Here is a 19,179-nt window from a genome sequence, read left to right on the forward strand (position 1 = left end):
GGACTCCACTACGTGGATCGGTATTGGTGGATCGGTATTGGTGGATCGGTCTTAGGTCAGGCGGATCTGGCGGTTGACGTCCTTGTACAGCAGGTACCGGAAGTTGCCCGGACCGCCGGCGTAGCACGCCTGGGGGCAGAAGGCACGCAGCCACATGAAGTCGCCGGCCTCCACCTCCACCCAGTCGTCATTGAGCCGGTAGACGGCTTTGCCTTCCAGCACGAAGAGGCCGTGCTCCATGACGTGGGTTTCCGCGAAGGGGATGGAGGCGCCGGGCTTGAGGGTGACGATGTTGACGTGCATGTCGTGGGCGAGGTCCTCCGGGTCCACGAAACGCGTGGTGGCCCAGGCCCCGTCGGTGTCCGGCATCGCCCGCGGTGCGACGTCCTGGTCGCGGGTTACAAAGGATTTCGCCGTGTAGCCGTCCAGCGGCTCGTAGGCCTTCCGGATCCACTGGAAACTGGCGATCTCCCCGGACTCGTTCGCCACGGACCATTGGGCCCCCGCGGCGAGGTAGGCGTAGCCGCCCTCGCCCAGCCTGTGGATTTCCCCTTCGAGGGTCAGTGCCAGGGCGCCCTTGGTCAGGAAGATGACGCCTTCGACGCCGGCCTCCGGCTCGGGCTTTTCCGAGCCTCCGCCCGGTCCCACCTCGACGATCAGCTGCGAGAACGTCGTGGCAAAACCGGCGATGGGCCGGGCCAGGATCCAGGAGCGGGTGTTGGTCCAGCCGGGCAGTTTGCTCGTGACGATGTCCCGGAGCACGCCCTTCGGAATGACGGTGTAGGCCTCCTTGACCACGGCCCGGTCGGAGAGGATCTGGGTCTGCGGCGGAAGCCCGCCTTCGGGGTAGAAATAGTTGCTCATGGGTGCGTTCCTTTTGCGGAGGGAGTGGAGGTGTTGGCCGGCCGGGGGTGGGCCAGCGCGGTGAGTTCGGGGAGCCCGACGCCGGCCAGCGCCAGGACTTCTTCGGTGCCGACGGCGCCGCACTGGACGCCGCGAAGCACGAAGGCTGCCAGAGCCCGTGCGGTGGCGGGTTCATCCAGAACGCCGCCGGCGGTTTGGTCCACGTAATTGCGGAGCCGGGCAGCGGCGGCCGGGAGCCCTTGCCGGTAGAAGGCGTAGGTCGCGGCGAACCGGCTGGGCAGCTGGGCGGGGTGGAGGTCCCAGCCCTGGTAGTAGCCGCGTTCCAGCGAGCGGCGGACCAGCCGGCCGTGGAGCTGCCAGGCCTGCTCCACGTTCCCGCCCACCGGGATGATGTTGGTGGAGCCGTCGGAGAGCCGGATCCCGGTGCCGGCCGCGGCAAGCTGCATGACTTCCTTGGCAAAGTCCGCCACGGGATGTTCCATGGACTGGTATTCGGCGGAGATCTGCAGCGATGCTGAGTAGTCGTAGGTGCCGTAGTGCAGCCCGCTGATCCGGCCGGGCACCGCGTGCGGCAGGCGCGCCACCGGCGAGGTTCCGTCCGGGCCCAGGATGAGCTGCGGCGTTTCCACCTGAACCTCAAAGCGGAGCCGGCCCGCGGGGAGCGAGTGGACTTCCTCGAGCCGGGACACGGCGAAGGCCATGGCCTCCACCTGCGCCACCGTGGTGACCTTGGGCAGGGTGAGGACGAGCCCGTCCGGCAGTTCGCCGGCCGTGGCCAGCTGCGAGACGAAGAGATCCAGGGTCCGCAGACCCCGGGCGCGGGTGGCAGCCTCGAAGCACTTGAAGCGGATCCCGATGAACGGCGGCGCGGTACCGGCGGCGACGGCGGCGGCCACGGCGGATGCCGCGGCGACAGCGGTGGCGTCCTCGGCGTCGTCACCCCGGTCCCCGAACCCGTCCTCAAAGTCCAGGCGGAGGTCCTCGATCGGCTCGCGTGAGAGCTTGGCCCGGACCCGCGGCGCGACGGCGGCGGCCAGTTCGGCTTCCTGGCCCTGCAGCGCGCACAGGCTTTCGACGCCGCCGCGGGCGTCCACCGCGGCGAGGCCCTGGGCGCCCCAGTCCGCGGCGAACTCCGGGCTGAAGCGGTCGGCCGGAACGTAGACGGTGTGCACCGGCTGGCGGGAGCCGTCGTCGCCCGGGTAGCTGCGCTCCAGCAGCCGGTCGGTGTCGGCGAGCTGCGCATCGATCCGGGCGAGGTCGGCCCCGGAGAGGGCCGGCGTCACCGGACCCTGACGCTGCAGATGGCTGCGTGGTTGCGGCCTGGCGCTGGCGGAGGTGGCTGCCATGCCTCAGCCCACCAGCTCGTACGCCGGCGTGGTGAGGAAGTCCGTGTAGTCCTCGGACAGGCAGATGTCGCCGATGAGCTTGCTGGCGGGCAGGTAGTGCTTCACGAAAGCGTCCTCGCCCACCTCGCCCCGGAGCTTCTCGGTTTCCTCGGCCAGGATCCCGGATACCAGCTCGCGGGTGACGGTCCGGCCAGTGTCGGCGAGCACAGAGTGGTTGCGGATCTGCTGCCAGACCTGGGACCGCGAGATTTCCGCCGTCGCCGCGTCCTCCATCAGGTTGTGGATGGCGACCGCGCCGTTGCCCGAAATCCACACCGCTGTGTAGGCGACGGCAACGTAGAGGTTCAGGCGCATGCCTGCCTCGGTGACCGTGCCACGGGCGGAGGCGACGTCCAGGAGCTGGTCCGCGGTGACCGAGACTTCCGGGCGCTGCCTGTCCAGCTGGTTCGGCCGCTCGCCCAGGACGGCGTCGAAGACGTCCCGGCAGACCGGCACCAGGTCCGGGTGGGCCACCCAGGAACCGTCAAAGCCGTCGTTCGCCTCACGGGTCTTGTCCGCGCGCACTTTCTCGAACGCCTGGGCTGTCACCTCGGGTTCGCGGCGGTTGGGAATGACGGCCGCCATGCCGCCCATGGCGAAGGCGCCGCGGTGGTGGCAGGTCTTGACCAGCAGTTCGGTGTAGGCACGCATAAACGGCGCGGTCATAGCCACGGTGGCGCGGTCCGGCAGCACAAAGCGCGAGCCGGCGTCACGGAAGTACTTGATGATGCTGAACAGGTAGTCCCAGCGGCCGGCGTTCAGGCCAGAGGCGTGGTCGCGGAGTTCGTAGAGGATCTCGTCCATTTCGAACGCTGCGGGGATGGTCTCGATCAGGACGGTCGCGCGGATGGTGCCTTGCGGAATGCCGAGGTAGTCCTGGGCGAAGACGAAGACCTCGTTCCACAGCCGGGCCTCGAGGTGGCTCTCCATCTTGGGCAGGTAATAGTACGGGCCATGGCCATTCTTCAGCAGCTGCCTGGCGGTGTGGAAGAAGTGCAGGCCGAAGTCCACCAGGGCGCCCACGGTGTGTTCGCCGTCGATCAGCAGGTGGCGCTCTGCCATGTGCCAGCCGCGCGGGCGGGCGACAACGACGGCCAGCGGGGCATCGGTCCGGAGCGTATATTCCTTGCCCTCGGGGGACGTGTAGGCCAGGGTTCCCGCCGCGGCGTCGCGGAGGTTCAGGATTGATTCGACCACGTTGGACCAGGTGGGAGTGCTGGCGTCCTCGAGGTCCGCGAGCCAGACCTTGGCCCCGGAGTTCAGGGCATTAATGGCCATCTTGGCCGGTGCGGCCGGACCCGTCATTTCCACCCGGCGGTCCTGCAGGGCTGTCGGGGCCGGGGCCACCGTCCAGTCGCCTTCACGGATATCACGGGTTTCCGGCAGGAAATCGAGCCGGCCGGTGCGGGCCACCTCGTCGCGTTTGACCGCGCGGGCCTTGAGCAAATCCGCGCGGGTGGCGGCGAAACGCTGGTGCAATTGCTCAATGAAGGCCAGCGCCTCGGGTGTGAGGATCTCCTCCGCGCGGTCAACGGGGCGGCGGGCTGAAATGGTGAGGGCCATTGTGGTCCTTCCTGGTCGGTGAAGCAGGCGGCGAATCAGGCGTGGGTCAGCGCGGCGGCCGGGACCGTCGCGTGGGCAGCCGCGACAACCGCCGCGGCGACGTCGGCGGCAACGTGGGGGTCGAAGACGCTGGGAATGATGTAGCTGGCATTGAGCTCGTCGTCGGCGACCCGGTTGGCGATCGCCGCGGCGGCGGCCACCAGCATCTCGGGGGTGATGTCCGCCGCCCCCGCGTCCAGCAGCCCGCGGAAGAACCCTGGGAAGGCCAGGACGTTGTTGATCTGGTTGGGGAAGTCGCTGCGGCCGGTCGCCACCACAGCGGCGTGCCGTGATGCGACCACCGGGTCGATTTCCGGCGTGGGGTTGGCCATGGCGAACACAATAGCGTCGTTGGCCATGGATGCCACCTGTTCTTCGCCGATCACGTGCGGTGCGCTGACGCCGATGAAGACGTCGGCTCCCTTGAGCGCTTCGTGCAGGGTGCCCGAGAAGCCCCGTTCATTGGTGTTCTCGGCAATCCACGTGCGGTGCTCGTCGTTGTACTGTTCGCCGAAGTGGATCGCTCCCGAGCGGCCGGCGGCGATGATGTTGCGGGCCCCCTGTGCCTTGAGCAGCGCGATGATGGCGGAGCCGGCGGCGCCGACGCCCGAAACGACAATCCGGACCTCGGAGAGTTTCTTGTCCACGACGCGCAGGGCGTTGGTCAGGGCTGCCAGCGTGACGATTGCGGTTCCGTGCTGGTCGTCGTGAAAGACCGGGATGTCGAGTTCCTCGCGGAGCCGGGTTTCGATCTCGAAGCAGCGCGGAGCGGCGATGTCCTCAAGGTTGACCCCGCCGTAGACCGGGGCGAGCGCCTTGACGATCCGGATGATTTCCTCCGTGTCCTGGGTGTCCAGGCAGACCGGCCAGGCGTCGACGTTGGCGAACTGCTTGAAGAGCGCGGCCTTGCCTTCCATGACCGGCAGTGCGGCGGCCGGGCCGATGTTGCCGAGGCCCAGGACGGCGGAGCCGTCGGTCACGACGGCGATGGTGTTGCGTTTGATGGTCAGGTTCCGGGCGGCCTCAGGGTTTTCCGCGATCGCCAGGCAGACGCGGGCGACGCCGGGGGTGTAGGCGCGGGAGAGGTCGTCCCGGTTGCGCAGGGCGACCTTCGGCACAACCTCCAGCTTGCCGCCGAGGTGCATCAGGAAAGTTCGGTCCGAGACGTTCCGGACCGTGACGCCGTCGAGCGCGTTGAGCGCGTCCTTGACGCGTGCGGCGTGGTCGTCGTCCGTGGTGTTGCAGGTGACGTCGACTACCAGGGTCTCGTGGTGGGACTCGGTGACGTCCAGGGCCGTGATCGCGGCGCCGGCCGCACCGACGGCGGCGGCCAGTTCGCTGGTGGCACTGAAGCTGGACGGCGCCTCCACACGCAGGGTGATCGAATTTCCGGGGCTCGGATTCGCCATTGAATTTCCTCCTAGTCGGCCCGCGGACGGGCTCTTGCTGCACTTACTTATTTCGTATGATGGATATTATTATCTACTTTGTGGAATTACAAGCCCCGAGGGTCCGTCGACGGCGGGCCGGCGGTACTGTATCTTGGGTCTACTAAGCACTTTTTTCACGATGTGGATAAAATTTGTCGGAAGCAACCTCTCAGGAGAGCAAAGTTATGGCGGAAAAAGCCCCCGGAGGCGTGCAGTCCGTTGAACGCGTTTTCGAACTTCTGGAACTGATCACTGACGCCGGCGGCGACGTCACACTCAGTGAACTCTCGTCCTCCACCGACCTGCCGCTTCCCACCATCCACCGGCTGCTGCGCACCCTCGTCACCCTGGGCTACATCCGGCAGCTGCCGAACCGGCGCTATGCCCTGGGCCCGCGCCTGATCCGTCTGGGCGAGGCGGCGAACAAGCAGCTCGGCGCGCTTGCCCGGCCGCAGCTCCAGTCCCTCGTGGAACGGCTCGGGGAAACCGCCAATATGGCCGTGCTGGACTCTGACATGGTGATGTACGTGGCCCAGGTCCCGTCCCTGCATTCCATGCGGATGATCACCGAAGTGGGCCGCCGCGGTTACATGCATGCCACCGGCATGGGCAAAGCGATCCTGGCCCAGCTGGACGATGAGACGGTGCGTGGCATCGTGACCCGGAAAGGCATGCCCACCCCCACTCCGAAGAGCATCGGCGACGTCGAGTCCTTGTTCGCCGACTTGAAGCTGATCCGCGGCCGCGGCTATTCGATCGATGAGGAAGAGCAAGAGATCGGCGTCCGCTGCTTCGCGATTGCCATCCCCAATGCGCCGACCCCCGCGGCGATTTCCGTCTCCGGGCCTGTTTCCCGGGTGGACGAGACTTTCGCGGACCGGGCTGTGCCATTGCTGCGCGAGGCAGCCCTGGCGATCTCCCAGGACCTCAACAAGAGCTGACCTCCAGCGGCTGTGCCGCCGTCTGCCAGGCCACGTTGCGGCCCCTTTACCTTCACAGGGAGGGGCCGCAACGCTCATGCCGGTGGTGTCTTAGGGGGCTAGTGTTCGGATGTCGCGGCGGACTCCACCGGGACTTCCTTGCCGTCGCAGTCGATCAGTTTGCCGTTCTCGTAACGGTCGCCCTCGGCCAGGCATTGAAGGTCTTCCTCGCGGATGACGCGGCCCGTTCCGGCCACGAAGACCGACTGGTTCTCCGAGTTGCCCTTCTTCAGGTGGTTGAAGAGCAGGTTCAGCGCGATGGCCATGACCGCTGCGGAGCTGATGCCGGAATGGAAAATCGTTGCGAACCAGCTGGGGAACTTGTCGTAGAACGTGGGGGCGGCGATCGGGATCATCCCGAAGCCGATGGAGGCGGCGACGATGATCAGGTTCATGTTGTTCCGGTACTCCACTTTGGCCAGCGTGCGGATGCCGCTCGCGGCCACCGTGCCGAAGAGCACAATCCCGGCACCTCCCAAGACCGCCGTCGGGACCGCCGCGACCACGCGGCCGAGCACCGGCAGCAGGCCCAGCAGCACCAGGATGACGCCGCCGGCCGCCACCACATAGCGGCTCTTGATCTTGGTGACGGCGACCAGGCCAACGTTCTGGGCGAACGCGCTTTGCGTGAAGGAGCCGAAGACCGGCGCCACGAGGCTGGAAACCATATCTGCCCGCAGGCCCGCTGCGATCCGCTTCGAATCGACCCGGGTGCCCACGATTTCGCCGACGGCCAGGATGTCGGCCATGGTCTCGGTCAGGATGACCAGGACCACGATCAGCATGGAGATGATGGCGGCAGCCTCGAAGGTGGGTGCGCCGAGGTGGAACGGTGCGGGGAAGGCGACGATCGGGCCGTCGCCAACCTTTGAGAAGTCCGCCATGCCGGTGACGACGGCGACCCCGGTTCCGGCGACCATGGCCAGCAGGATAGACAGGCGGGAAATGGTGGCGCTGCCGACCTTGCTCAGCAGGAGCACGAGGGCCAGGGTGATGGCCGCCAGCCCGATGTTGGCCACGCTCCCATAGTCCGCCGCCTTCTTGTTTCCGCCCATGGCCCAGTTCGCCGCCACGGGCATCAGTGTGAGGCCGATGGTGGTGATGACTGTGCCGGTGACCACCGGCGGGAAGAACCGGACAATCTTGGAGAACACCGGGGCGATCAGCAGCCCGATGGCTGCAGAGGCAATGACAGCGCCGAAGACGGCAGGGAGGCCGCCTCCGCCGGTGACGATGGCGACCATCGTCGCCACGCTGGCGAAGGAGACGCCTTGGACCAGGGGGAGCTGGGAGCCGAAGAACGGCAAGCCCAGGGTCTGGAGCAGCGTGGCCAGGCCGCCCATGAAGAGGGCCGCGGCGATCAGGACCCCGACGTCGGCCGGGGCCAGGCCGGCGGCCTGGCCGACGATCAGGGGGACGGCGATGATGCCGCCGTACATGGTCAGGACGTGCTGGAAGCCGTAGGCGAAGCTACTTCCGATGGAGAGCCGTTGGTCCTCGGGGCGGGGAGTGCCGCCGGTGCCGCGCGTGCGTGGCAGCCGGGCGGTCAATTTTTTGCGTGCGTTCATGGCAGACCTTCTTGGTTCATGGCGGACGTCGTTGTCCGGCTAACAATGTCTGGCTAACGGGTGCCGGAGTGCCGGCGCCGGAGGCCCGGGCCGGCCGGCCCGGGAGTCCTAGCAGAAGCCGGCGATCCCGGACCAGGCGATTTCTGCGGGGCTGGCGTCTTCACGCTGGACGGTGGCCTCGATCAGGCCGTAGGGGCGGTCGGCGGCGAAGAAGACCTCGTTGGGGTTGTCGAGGCCAAAGGGCGAGAGGTCGACGAGGAAGTGGTGCTTGTTGGGCATGGAGAACTTGATCTCGTCGATCTCGGTGTGAGCTTCGAGGACCTTGGCGCCCATGTCGAAGAGGGTCTGCTGCAGGGCGTGGGAGTAGTTTTCGCTGAAGCCCTCCAGCAGCAGGCTCTTGACGTCCTCGTAGCTCTTGTTGAAGTCGAAGGTGCCGAAGTCGGTGCCGGTCCTGAAGCGCCAGCGGGCCGATACGTCCGTGGCGAGGATGCGGTCGGACGTTTCCGGGAGGGTGGTGTACTTGTCCCGCGGGAAGCCGCTGAACCCGGACTGGGTCGACTTCAACACGGTGAGGTCCTTGAGCCCGGCGATGAGGTGCTCGGTACCGCTGTTGCGGACAAGGACCGCAGTGCGGACTTCTTGGCCGCTGCGGACGAAGGAGTGGTCGTGCCCGGTCCCGTGGGCCTGGATCCGGTCCCATTTGTAGGATTCGGCTGCCCAGCGGCCGCCGGTGACCCAGTCGAAGTTCGAGGTGAAGTGCTTGCCTAGCCGCAGCAGGAAGGCTTCCGGGGAGCCGATGCCGTCCCGGGCGAAGGCATAGATGGTGTTCTTTTGGGTGTCCGTGGCCACCACATGGCTGTTGTCGCCTTCGAGGTGGGCAGCCGCGAAGTCCCCGCGCAACTGCGAGGTGACATTCAGGTCTTCGATTTCATGGCGGTCGGTGTCCCTGGTGATCTTGACGACCCGGACTTCGGCTTTTCCGTACTGGTTGTGGCCGAGGACGATCTTGTTGCTCATGGTCTGATTCCCAACTTCAGGTATGTGGCACCAAAGTCCCACATAGAAATTAAGCGCGTGTTTCCCGCGCGTTTCTCATTCCGTCGGCCCACAAAAAAGAGCCGACATCAGTTGATGCCAGCTCATTACGACCCTGCCTGCTGCTCCCAGGTTACGTGACCTGCGCCACGAATTGGGATTAAGCGTAGCCCGGTCCGGGCGTGGTGTACATCACTTTTCGAAAAAACGGTTTGTGACCGCGGCGGCCAGGGCTCTTGACCGCAGGCTTCCGTCGCCCTAGTCTTTTCCATATAGCAATAAATTATTTCCAAAATGTGGAATTCAGCCGCATGATTCGGTTCGGTGCGAGGAAGCAGCCACACAATGCATGAGGAGGAATCCATGAACTCGCAGGAGAAGGGCAGTGCCGTTGAATTTCCGGCGCCCGGCCAGGAGCTGTACCTGCCGTTCAGCGCCGCGGACTTCGGTGCCACAGACCCGGACTTCTACATTCCGGCCGACTGCGAACGGAGGGACCGCGGCTTTTCCCGATGGCTCCGTGCGCTGCCGCTCTTTGGCCGGTAGACGTTTTGTTTGGGCGGTAGGGCGGCGTTGGCGTGAAGACCCGGAAATAGAGATTTCACATAACGAAACTGGGCTTCCCTCAAATAGGGCGCGCCGCGCGGACATCCCGGTGCTACTGTCGATCTTGCCAACGGCGGGCAGCCCGGGACGCGGGAAGCTATCTACCAGGCGCAACCTTCAAGGCACATGCTGAAGACTGGTCACCGTCGCATACGGCCCTTGCGTACCCGTCACGGTGTACAGGCTTCCGCAGGTAGGGAGTGGCGGCATGACTACAACCGGTACGGCCCAGAAGTTCCTGGCGAGATCCATCGAGTTGGCCAAGGCTAACGTCCTGAACAGCGGCGGCCCGTTCGGCGCAGTGGTGGTCACTGCGGACGGGCTTGCGTTCGAAGGCGTCAACCGCGTCACCGCCACCAACGATCCCACGGCGCACGCCGAGGTGACGGCCATCCGGCGGGCCTGTAGCGAACTGGGCACCTTCGATCTCAGCGGTGCCACGCTCTACTGCAGCTGCGAGCCGTGCCCCATGTGCCTGGCGTCCGCACTGTGGGCGCGGGTGTCACGCGTGGTGTTCGCCGCGGACCGGCACGATGCCGCGTCCGCGGGGTTCGATGACGCCGTCTTCTACGAATACTTCGAAAACGATCAGCGCGACGCGCTCATGCCGGTGGGCAGGCTGGAACTCACAGACCCGCAAGCGCCCGCGGCACTGGATCCCTTCAAGGCCTGGAACTCGCTTGAGTCCCGGACCGACTACTAGCGCCGGGGACTGCGGCCATGTTGGATCTGCTCCCGCACCTGAGCACATGGCGGCCGGCCGCGTCCGGGCAGCTCTGCGCGGTGGCCACCGTCGTGGGCACTGCCGGATCAGTGCCGAGGCCCGTGGGCACCTCCATGCTGGTCTCGGAGACCGGCGAGGTGCTGGGCAGCCTGTCCGGTGGATGCGTTGAAGGGGCCGTTGTGGAAGCGGCCCTGGAGGCAATGCGCGACGGCAGGACGCGCCGGGAGTTCTTCGGATACAGCGCCGAGGACGCGTTTGCGGCCGGGCTGACCTGCGGCGGCAGGCTGGAAATCCACATCGAACCCGTGGATACGGGGCCCGGCCGGCTGCGGCTGGACGGCCTGCTGGCCCTGGCAGGGAGGCATCCGGCCGGCGGCGCTGCGCTGATCCGCAGGGTAGACGCCGGCGGAGGCGGCGCCGTCGTGGTTCCAGACCCGGCGGCCTTCCAGGTACTGCAGTCGGCCGAACTCGCCGCGATGCTCGGTGCGGGCGGTTCCGGTGGTGCCGGGCTCGCGATGCGGGCGGCAGCAGCCCAGTTGGAACCGCTGCTGAGGGGAGGCCGTACAGGGCTGGTCCGGATCGCGTCCGCGGGGGAGCGCCAGCAGGAACCCGTGAGCCTGCTGGTGGAGAGCCGGCTACCGGCGCCGCGCCTGCTGATCTTCGGCGCCAATGACTTCGGTGCGGCACTCGTGCCGGCCGCGAAACTCCTGGGCTTCCATGTCACGGTGTGCGATGCGCGCCCGGCGTTCGCACAGCAGGACAGGTTCGGCGCCGCGGACGAGGTGGCCACGGCCTGGCCGCACCGGTACTTGGCGGACCAAGTGCTGGCCGGCCGCACCGACGCCCGGACGGCCATCTGCGTGCTCACACACGATCCGAAATTCGATGTCCCGCTCCTGCAGGCCGCGCTCGGCCTGGACGTGGACTATGTCGGCGCCATGGGGTCCAGACGAAGCCACCGCGGGCGGATCGATGCTCTGCGGCAGGCCGGCGTGGCCGACGGCGACCTGGCCCGGCTGCATTCACCCATCGGCCTGGACCTCGGGGCCGTCACGCCGGAAGAGGTCGCGGTCTCCATCACGGCAGAACTCGTGGCCAACCGGAGCAAGGCCGCCGGGCTGGCCCAGGGCAGCGTGTCCCTGAAGGATGCCAGCGGCCCCATTCACCACTACTCCCGAAATCATCAGGACAGCAGTCATCACGGCCGCAACCATCACGGCCGCAACCATCACGACAGCAGCGCCGGCATGCCGGAACCTGAGGAGGCCCAGTGGACATGAACACCATCGAGGCCGTGGTCCGCACCGCGGATCCGGCGCAGTGGCGCGAAGGGGACGCCTGGCTCGCGGGGGGCACCGTGCTTTTCTCCTCCGGGAGCCCCGCCGCCGGACAGGAACCGCTCCGGCGCCTCCTGGACCTCGGCTCCACGGACTGGACACCCATAGCGGTGTCGGCGGCCGGCATCGAGCTGGCGGCGACCTGCACCATCGCGCAACTGTATGCATTCCCGGATGCGGATGCGGATGCGGATGCGGATGCGGATGCCGGCTCGGCCGCCGGCCGGGGGCTGGCCGGGAACTGGCCCGGCGTGGAACTCGTCCGCCCCTGCTGCGAGTCTTTTGTGGCCTCCTTCAAGGTCTGGTACATGTCCACGGTGGGCGGCAACCTGTGCACTTCCCTGCCGGCCGGGCCCATGATCTCGCTTTGCGCGGCGCTCGACGCCACGGCCACCATTCTGGGCCCCGGCGGCGCCCGCCGCACGCTCCCGGTGCTGGACTTCGTTACGGGCGACGGGACGAACTGCCTCGCTCCCGGCGAGCTCCTGCGCAGCGTGAGCCTGCCGGCGGCGGCACTGTCCTCCCGGGTGGCCTTCCGCCGGCTGTCGCTGAGCAACCTGGGCAGGTCAGCGGTGCTGCTGATTGGAAGGCTCGACGCCGGCGGCACCCTGGTCCTGACCGTCACCGCAGCCACCAAGCGCCCCGTGCAGCTGCGCCTGGAGTCCTCCGCGGCGGCGCTCGCCGGCGCCCTCACTGATGCTCTCTCCGAGGCCTTGGATGCCGCCATCCCCGATGACCTGTACCACGACGACGTCCACGGCCTGCCCGCCTGGCGCAAGGACATGACGTACCGGCTGGCCCATGAAATCCAGGCCGAACTCACCGCCCCGGCAGGCCGCGACCCGTTACGCATATCCGGTGACTTCTGGCCGCCGCGGGGCGGGACCCTGAACGGTGGACCCCGGACGGAAGGTGCCTGAGCATGAGAATCGAGATCAACGGTGTCCCGGCGCAGGYCGAACCCCGTCCCGGCCAGTGCCTGCGGACGTTCCTTCGCGAACGGGGGAACCTGGGCGTCAAGAAGGGCTGCGACGCCGGCGACTGCGGCGCCTGCACGGTGCACGTGGACGGGGTCCCGGTGCACAGCTGCATTTATCCCGCGGTCCGCGCGGAAGGCCGGGCGGTCACCACGGTGGAAGGACTGGCCGCCGCCAGCGCCTCCGGCGGACCCGGTGACCCCAACAGCACCGCGCTTCATCCGATGCAGCAGCAGTTCCTGGACCGGCAGGGCTTCCAATGCGGCTTTTGCACGGCCGGCATGGTGATGACGGCAGCGACGTTCGATGAGGAGCAGAGGGCGGACCTGCCGCGGAACCTGAAGGGCAACCTGTGCCGGTGCACCGGGTACACGGCCATCGAGGACGCCGTCTGCGGGAGGGGGAGCCGCCCGGTCACCCCTTCTGAGGGGCACGGCCGGCCGGAGCCGCGCCCCGGACAACTGGGCGACGACGCTCCCGCCCCCGCCGGCCTCGCCATCGTCACGGGGCAGGCCCGCTACACCCTGGACGTCCCGGCCGACGAACTGCCCGGGCTGCTGCACGCGAAACTGCTGCGCTCCCCGCATGCCCACGCCCGGATCCGCTCCATCGACGCAGCAGCCGCGCTGGCGATTCCCGGCGTCGCGGCCGTCTTCACCCACGAGGACTCCCCGGCGCAGCTGTTTTCGACCGCGCAGCACGAGCTCTACACCGACGACCCGGACGACACCCGCGTGTTTGACGACGTCGTGCGGTTCACCGGCCAGCGCGTCGCCGCCGTCGTCGCCGGGACGGTGGCGGCGGCGGAGGCTGGCGTGCGGGCCCTGAAGGTCGACTACGAGGTGCTGGACGCGGTCTTTACCCCGGAGCACGCCATGCTCCCCGGCGCCCCCGCCCTCCACGGGGACAAGGACGCAACCACGGCCCGCATCAGCCGGCCGGAGCGGAACGTCGTCGCGGAACTGCATTCCGAGCTCGGCGACATGGCGGCCGGGTTCGCCGCGGCGGACTTCATCCACGAACACACGTACCGGACTCAACGGGTGCAGCACATGGCGCTCGAAACCCATGCCTCCATCGCCTCGATCGGCGGTGACGGGCGGCTGCTGATCCGCACCTCCAGCCAGGTCCCGTTCCTGGTGCGGCGCACCCTGGGCCGGGTGTTCGGCCTGCCGGAAGAGCAGATCCGGGTGGTGGCCGGACGGGTGGGCGGCGGTTTCGGCGGCAAACAAGAGGTGCTCACCGAGGACGTCGTGGCGCTGGCCGCCCTGAAGCTCAACCGCCCCGTGCAGCTTGAATTCACCCGGACCGAACAGTTCACCGCCGCCACCACCAAGCATCCCTTCACCATCCATCTCAAGGCCGGCGCCAGCCGCGACGGGCGGCTGACCGCACTGAAGCTGGAGGTGCTCACCAACACGGGCGCCTATGGCAACCACGCGACCGGGGTCATGTTCCACGGCTGCGGTGAGTCGTTGGCGGTGTACAAATGCGCCAACAAGAAAGTGGACGCCCACGCCGTGTACACCAACACGGTGCCGTCCGGTGCCTTCCGAGGCTACGGGCTCAGCCAGATGATCTTCGCGATCGAATCCGGCATCGACGAGCTCGCGGCAGGGATCGGCATGGACCCCCTGGAGTTCCGCCGCCGGAACATGGTCCGGGAAGGCGACGACATGCTGTCCATCCGCGACGAGCCCCAGGAGGACGTCCGCTACGGCAGCTACGGCCTGGACCAGTGCACGAAGCTGGTCGAGGACGCGCTGGCCCGTGGGCGGGAACGCTGCCGCGCCGCCGGCCTCGACAGCCTGGGACCGGACTGGGTGGTCGGGGAGGGGACTGCCCTGTCCATGATCGACACCGTCCCGCCACGCGGCCACTTTGCCCACTCCAGGCTCCGGCTCCTGCCCGACGGGACCTACGCCGCCGACGTCGGGACGGCAGAATTCGGCAACGGCACCTCCACCGTCCACGCGCAGCTCGCGGCCACCGCGCTGTCCACCTCCGCCGCCCGCGTCACCCTCCGGCAGTCCGACACCGACCTGGTGGACCACGATTCCGGCGCGTTCGGATCTGCCGGCACCGTGGTGGCCGGCAAGGCGACGCTGGCCGCCGCTGAGGACCTTGCCCTCCGCATCCGCGCCTTCGCCGCCGGCCTCCGCCGCGTGCCGCGCTCCGGCTGCGTCCTGGACGGGGACGCTGTGGTCTGCGAGGGAACCCGGGTGCCCCTGACGGACATTTACGACGCCGCGGAGCGGGCCGGCGTCGAGCTCGCCGCCGAGGGGCGTTGGGGCGGGACGCCGCGTTCCGTGGCGTTCAATGTCCAGGGCGTCCGGGTGGCGGTGAACACCGGGACGGGGGAGCTGCGGATCCTGCAGAGCGTGCAGGCGGCCGACGCCGGCGTGGTGGTCAATCCGCGCCAGTGCCGCGGCCAGATTGAAGGCGGGATCGCGCAGGCCCTCGGCTCTGCGCTCTACGAGGAGGTCACAGTGGACGACGCCGGCCGCGTCACCACCGACGTCCTGCGGCAGTACCACGTCCCCTCCTTCGCCGACGTGCCGCGCAGCGAGGTGTACTTCGCCGACACCAGCGACAAGCTGGGCCCGCTGGGCGCGAAGTCGATGAGCGAGAGCCCGTTCAATCCGGTGGCGCCGGCGCTCGCGAACGCCATCCGGAACGCCACCGGCGTGAGGTTTTCCCAGCTGCCCATCTCCCGGGACAAGATCTATCTGGGCCTGAAGGAAGCAGGGCTGGTTCCTCCGCTTTGAGGCCGCTGACGGCCTATAGTCGGACGATGGAACAACGAATCTTGGGCAAAACCGGACGAAACGTCTCCACGGTCGGGTTGGGGACGTGGCAGCTTGGCGCGGACTGGGGCAACGTGGACCCCGCGCAGGCGCAGGCCATCCTGGCGGCCTCCGTCGAAGCGGGCGTCACGTTCTTCGACACCGCGGACGTCTATGGCGACGGCCGCAGTGAGCAGGCCATCGGCGCCTTCCTGGCCGACAACCCCGGCCTGGACATCACGGTGGCCACCAAGATGGGCCGGCGGGTGGAGCAGCGGCCGGAGAACTACAACCTCGCCAACTTCCGCGAATGGACCGACCGGTCGCGGCGCAACCTGGGCGTCGAGCAGCTGGATCTGGTCCAGCTGCACTGTCCGCCCACCGCCGTGTACAGCAATGCCGAGGTCTACGATGCTCTGGACATGCTCGTGGCCGAGGGGACCATCCGCAACTACGGCGTCAGCGTGGAGCGGACCGAGGAAGCCCTCGAAGCAATGCGCCACGACGGCACCGCCACCGTGCAGATCATCCTCAACGCCTTCCGGCTCAAGCCGCTGGATGAAGTGTTGCCCGCCGCCGAGGCCGCCGGGGTGGGCATCATCGCCCGCGTCCCGCTCGCCTCCGGGCTGCTCTCCGGCAAATACACCGCGGAGACGTCCTTCGCCGAGGACGACCACCGCAACTACAACCGCACCGGATCGGCGTTCGACGTCGGGGAAACCTTCTCCGGCGTGGACTTCGGCCAGGGCCTCAAAGCGGTGGCCGAGTTCGAGGAACTGGTGCCCGACGGCGTCAGCACCGCCCAGGCGGCCATCGCCTGGATCGCGGCGCGGGACGGCGTCAGCACGGTGATCCCGGGCGCGCGGAACGTGGACCAGGCGCGCGCCAACGCCGCCGCCGCGGATGTCAGCGGCATCGACGCAACGTTCGACGTCGGCGTCCGCGAAATCTATGACCGCTACTTCCGTGAAACCATCCACCCGCGCTGGTAGGGCGCTTGATTCTGCCGGGTGTCCCCAAGGGCCGACGAATGACTGTTTCCTCCATCGACGGCTTCGTTGACCGTCTCGCGGCCGTCGAAACGGGGCCGGGCTGCAACAACTTCTTTGATCACACCGAGCCTGGAAATGCGCAGCGGCGGCGGAACCTGGAGCTCTATCTGCGGGAGATGCAGGACCGCGCCCCAAAGGTCCTGCTGCTGGGCGAAGCCCCCGGGTACAGGGGCATGAGGATCACCGGGATTCCCTTCACGAACCGCGCAATGCTCGAAGGCCCTGCCAACGGGTTTGGGCTGTTTGGACCCGGGAAGGGGTACGTGCTTCCGGAAGACGCCGAAGGCATAGCCGCCGAGCCGACGGCCACGGTGATGTGGCAGGTCCTGGCCGAGCTGGAGTTCCTGCCCCTGCTGTGGAGCGCCTGCCCGTGGCACACCCACGTGCCCGGGCGGCCGCTGTCCAACCGCACGCCGAGGGCGTCCGAGGCTGACCTTGGAACTCCGTTCTGGCAGGCGCTGATCGAGGCGTTTTCCATCGAAACTGTGGTGGCCGTGGGCAATGTGGCGCACCGCAGCCTGCAGCGCAGCGGCCTGGACGCGCCGAAAATCAGGCACCCGGCCCACGGCGGCCGGTCCGGTTTCAAGCGTGGCCTGCAGGAGTTTTTGGCTCACTCGCGCTAAAACCAGTGCGGGGTCAGATACGGCCCATCGAGGGGGCCTTAATGGGCCGTATCTGACCCCGCGTTGTCTTTAGTCGAGGAGGTGCAGCTGTTCGGGGGAGTCGAGGTCCTCGCCGCCGGAGAGGTCGCTGCAGTCCACCAGATCAATCAGGTCCGGGTGCGCCCGCAGGAAGACGCGCGCTCCGGCGTCGCCCGTTGCTGTTTCCGCGGCTTCGGTGCGAAGCCCGGCATCGAGCAGCAGCGGGTGTCCGCGCTGCAGCGTCCCCTCCGCGTCGCGGTAGCCGGCCGCCGTTACCCGGCCGGGCCGGTGGGCTGCCAGCAGCCGGGTGACGGTCTCCCTGGTCAGGCCGGGCTGGTCCACCAGCGCAATGAGCACATGGGCCTCCAGGGCCGCCGCGGCGATACCGGCCCGGAACGAGCTGCCCATCCCGCTGGCCCAGTGCGGGTTGTCGATGACCCGGTGCCGGCCGAGGTCGGTGGCGGCGCGGACCCTTGCCGCATCCGCGCCAAGCACCACCACCACCTCCCGGCAGCCGCCCGCGAGCAGCACGTCGGCGACCACTTCGACCAGCGTGCGGCCATGGAAGGGGAGCAACGCCTTGGGCCCGAGCCCCAGCCGGGTCCCGGCTCCGGCGGCCAGCAGCACCGCCGTCGTGCCGCCGGATCCGGTGCCGTGCGCTCTGCTGTCGCTCATCTGCCCACCATAACTCGCTTCTCAGGCGTCGCCACCCGCTCCTCCGGTGGTCCCGGCGGTGACGTCCAGGAGCTTGTAGCGGTCGATCGCGTAGGCGGGCACCCCGCCGTCGACCTCTCCGCGCGAGGCCAGCAGCTGGAGGGTCTTCACTACAATCGAGTGGATGTCGTTCTTGAAGAAACGGCGGGCCGCGGCGCGGGTGTCGGAGAAGCCGAAACCGTCCGCGCCGAGCGAGGCGAACTGGTGCGGCAGGAACTGGCGGATCTGGTCCGGCACGGCCTTCATGTAGTCGGTGACCGCCACGACCGGCCCGGTGGCACCGGCGAGCTGCTGGGCCACGAACGGGACGCGGGCGGGCTGGCCGGGGTTCAGGAAGGCCTCTTCTTCTGCCGCGAGGCCGTCACGGCGGAGTTCGGTCCAGGACGTCACGGACCAGACGTCCGCGGAGACGCCCCAGTCCTCGGCGAGGACCCGCTGGGCTTCGAGGGCCCACGGAACGGACACGCCGGAGGCCAGAATCTGGCTTTTAGGCCCGTCAAAGTCCGACGCCGACACCCGGTAGATGCCTTTCAGGACACCGTTGACGTCGAGGTTTTCGGGTTCGGGCGGCTGCACGATCGGCTCGTTGTAGACAGTGATGTAGTACATCACGTTCCGCGACGGATCGTTGTCGGCAATTTCCTTCCCGGCTTCGCCGGGGCCGTACATCCGCTCCAGGCCGTCCCGGATGATGTGGCCCATTTCGTAGCCGTATGCCGGGTCGTAGGTGATGACGGCCGGGTTGGTTGCTGCCAGTATCGGGGAGTGGCCGTCGGCGTGCTGCAGGCCTTCGCCGGTCAGGGTGGTGCGTCCTGCGGTGGCGCCGATGATGAACCCGCGGGTCATCTGGTCGGCGGCGGCCCAGAAGGAATCGCCGGTGCGCTGGAAGCCGAACATCGAGTAGAAGACGTAGACCGGCACGAGCGGTTCGCCGTGGGTGGCGTAGGACGTTCCGGCGGCGGTGAAGGCCGCCACCGCCCCGGCTTCATTGATGCCCGGGTGGATCAGCTGGCCCTGGGCCGATTCCTTATAGGCAAGGACGAGCTCCCGGTCCACGGAGAGGTAGCCCTGGCCGTCCGGGTTGTAGATCTTCGCCGTCGGGAAGAACGCGTCCATGCCGAACGTGCGGGATTCGTCCGGCACGATCGGGACAATGCGGTGTCCGAACTTTTTGTCCCGGAGCAGGTCCTTGAGCAGGCGCACAAAGGCCATGGTGGTGGCGGCGTGCTGCTTGCCGGAGCCTCGCTTGGCGACCCCATAGGTTGCGGGATCGGGCAGTTCCACGGGCGCATGGTCCGGCCGCCGCTCGGGGACGAAGCCGCCGAGTTCCTTGCGGCGGTCCATCAGGTACTGGATCTCCGGGGAGTCCATGCCGGGGTGGTAGTACGGCGGCCGGTAGAGGTCCGCTTCGAGCTGGTCGTCCGTGATCGGGATGCGCAGGTGGTCGCGGAAGGCCTTGAGGTCCGCGAGGGTGAGCT

At 67.9% G+C, this 19,179-nt stretch carries 16 protein-coding genes; 8 read left to right on the top strand and 8 right to left on the bottom strand.

The window, feature by feature from the left end; all coding sequences use genetic code 11:
* Positions 1-51: 51 nt before the first annotated feature.
* The 4 genes from AC1DHX_RS17395 to AC1DHX_RS17410 form a co-directional block, all read right to left on the bottom strand.
* Complete coding sequence (locus AC1DHX_RS17395; protein WP_028275486.1) at positions 52-864, bottom strand: bifunctional allantoicase/(S)-ureidoglycine aminohydrolase; 813 nt, start codon at positions 862-864, stop codon at positions 52-54.
* Entirely contained in the window at positions 861-2,147 is a 1,287-nt protein-coding gene (locus AC1DHX_RS17400) for a DUF6986 family protein (RefSeq protein WP_476860237.1), read from the bottom strand. The genes AC1DHX_RS17395 and AC1DHX_RS17400 overlap by 4 nt, the downstream gene beginning before the upstream one ends.
* Positions 2,148-2,213: 66 nt before the next feature.
* The gene (gene aceB / locus AC1DHX_RS17405; protein WP_476860187.1) at positions 2,214-3,812 is read right to left on the bottom strand and encodes a malate synthase A; all 1,599 of its coding nucleotides are present in this window, start codon (positions 3,810-3,812) and stop codon (positions 2,214-2,216) included.
* A 35-nt stretch (positions 3,813-3,847) separates the two neighbouring features.
* Entirely contained in the window at positions 3,848-5,260 is a 1,413-nt protein-coding gene (locus AC1DHX_RS17410; RefSeq protein ID WP_476856964.1) for an NAD-dependent malic enzyme, read from the bottom strand.
* Between the two features lie 206 nt (positions 5,261-5,466).
* Between AC1DHX_RS17410 and AC1DHX_RS17415 the strand changes: the two genes are divergently transcribed.
* Positions 5,467-6,222, top strand: a complete 756-nt coding sequence (locus AC1DHX_RS17415) for an IclR family transcriptional regulator (protein WP_476860186.1) — start codon at positions 5,467-5,469, stop codon at positions 6,220-6,222.
* Between the two features lie 98 nt (positions 6,223-6,320).
* On the opposite strand, the gene AC1DHX_RS17420 is transcribed toward AC1DHX_RS17415, so the two are convergent.
* Entirely contained in the window at positions 6,321-7,829 is a 1,509-nt protein-coding gene (locus tag AC1DHX_RS17420) for a nucleobase:cation symporter-2 family protein (protein WP_476860185.1), read from the bottom strand.
* Between the two features lie 108 nt (positions 7,830-7,937).
* On the bottom strand, positions 7,938-8,846 hold the full coding sequence (gene pucL / locus AC1DHX_RS17425) for a factor-independent urate hydroxylase (RefSeq protein WP_476860184.1): 909 nt from the start codon (positions 8,844-8,846) through the stop codon (positions 7,938-7,940).
* A 381-nt stretch (positions 8,847-9,227) separates the two neighbouring features.
* Here pucL and AC1DHX_RS17430 point away from each other — a divergent pair, with 381 nt between their 5' ends.
* The 7 genes from AC1DHX_RS17430 to AC1DHX_RS17460 all read left to right on the top strand — a co-directional run bounded on the left by AC1DHX_RS17430 (position 9,228) and on the right by AC1DHX_RS17460 (position 16,969).
* Positions 9,228-9,410: a hypothetical protein gene (locus AC1DHX_RS17430; protein WP_476860183.1), complete on the top strand. Its 183-nt coding sequence runs from the start codon at positions 9,228-9,230 to the stop codon at positions 9,408-9,410.
* Positions 9,411-9,678: 268 nt separating this feature from the next.
* Positions 9,679-10,173, top strand: a complete 495-nt coding sequence (locus AC1DHX_RS17435) for a nucleoside deaminase (RefSeq protein ID WP_476860182.1) — start codon at positions 9,679-9,681, stop codon at positions 10,171-10,173.
* Positions 10,174-10,190: 17 nt separating this feature from the next.
* Complete coding sequence (locus AC1DHX_RS17440; protein WP_476860181.1) at positions 10,191-11,474, top strand: XdhC family protein; 1,284 nt, start codon at positions 10,191-10,193, stop codon at positions 11,472-11,474.
* On the top strand, positions 11,465-12,451 hold the full coding sequence (locus AC1DHX_RS17445) for an FAD binding domain-containing protein (RefSeq protein WP_476860180.1): 987 nt from the start codon (positions 11,465-11,467) through the stop codon (positions 12,449-12,451). Before AC1DHX_RS17440 ends, AC1DHX_RS17445 begins: the two co-directional genes overlap by 10 nt.
* Positions 12,452-12,453: 2 nt before the next feature.
* Positions 12,454-15,276 carry a molybdopterin-dependent oxidoreductase gene (locus tag AC1DHX_RS17450; protein WP_476900287.1) on the top strand — a complete coding sequence of 941 codons (2,823 nt, stop codon included), beginning with the start codon at positions 12,454-12,456 and terminating at the stop codon, positions 15,274-15,276.
* A 26-nt stretch (positions 15,277-15,302) separates the two neighbouring features.
* Complete coding sequence (locus AC1DHX_RS17455; protein WP_476860178.1) at positions 15,303-16,286, top strand: aldo/keto reductase; 984 nt, start codon at positions 15,303-15,305, stop codon at positions 16,284-16,286.
* Positions 16,287-16,324: 38 nt separating this feature from the next.
* Positions 16,325-16,969, top strand: coding sequence for a uracil-DNA glycosylase (locus AC1DHX_RS17460; protein ID WP_476860177.1), 645 nt, complete (start codon positions 16,325-16,327; stop codon positions 16,967-16,969).
* A 69-nt stretch (positions 16,970-17,038) separates the two neighbouring features.
* Here AC1DHX_RS17460 and nboR read toward each other — a convergent pair whose 3' ends face one another.
* Both nboR and AC1DHX_RS17470 read right to left on the bottom strand, forming a co-directional pair.
* Positions 17,039-17,662 carry a nicotine blue oxidoreductase gene (nboR, locus tag AC1DHX_RS17465; protein WP_230007747.1) on the bottom strand — a complete coding sequence of 208 codons (624 nt, stop codon included), beginning with the start codon at positions 17,660-17,662 and terminating at the stop codon, positions 17,039-17,041.
* A gap of 21 nt (positions 17,663-17,683) precedes the next feature.
* Positions 17,684-19,179 (bottom strand): transketolase-like TK C-terminal-containing protein (locus tag AC1DHX_RS17470; RefSeq protein ID WP_476900288.1); only part of this gene is annotated, 1,496 nt, incomplete at its 5' end.

The organism is Arthrobacter sp. 05N33_2, from assembly GCF_056397425.1.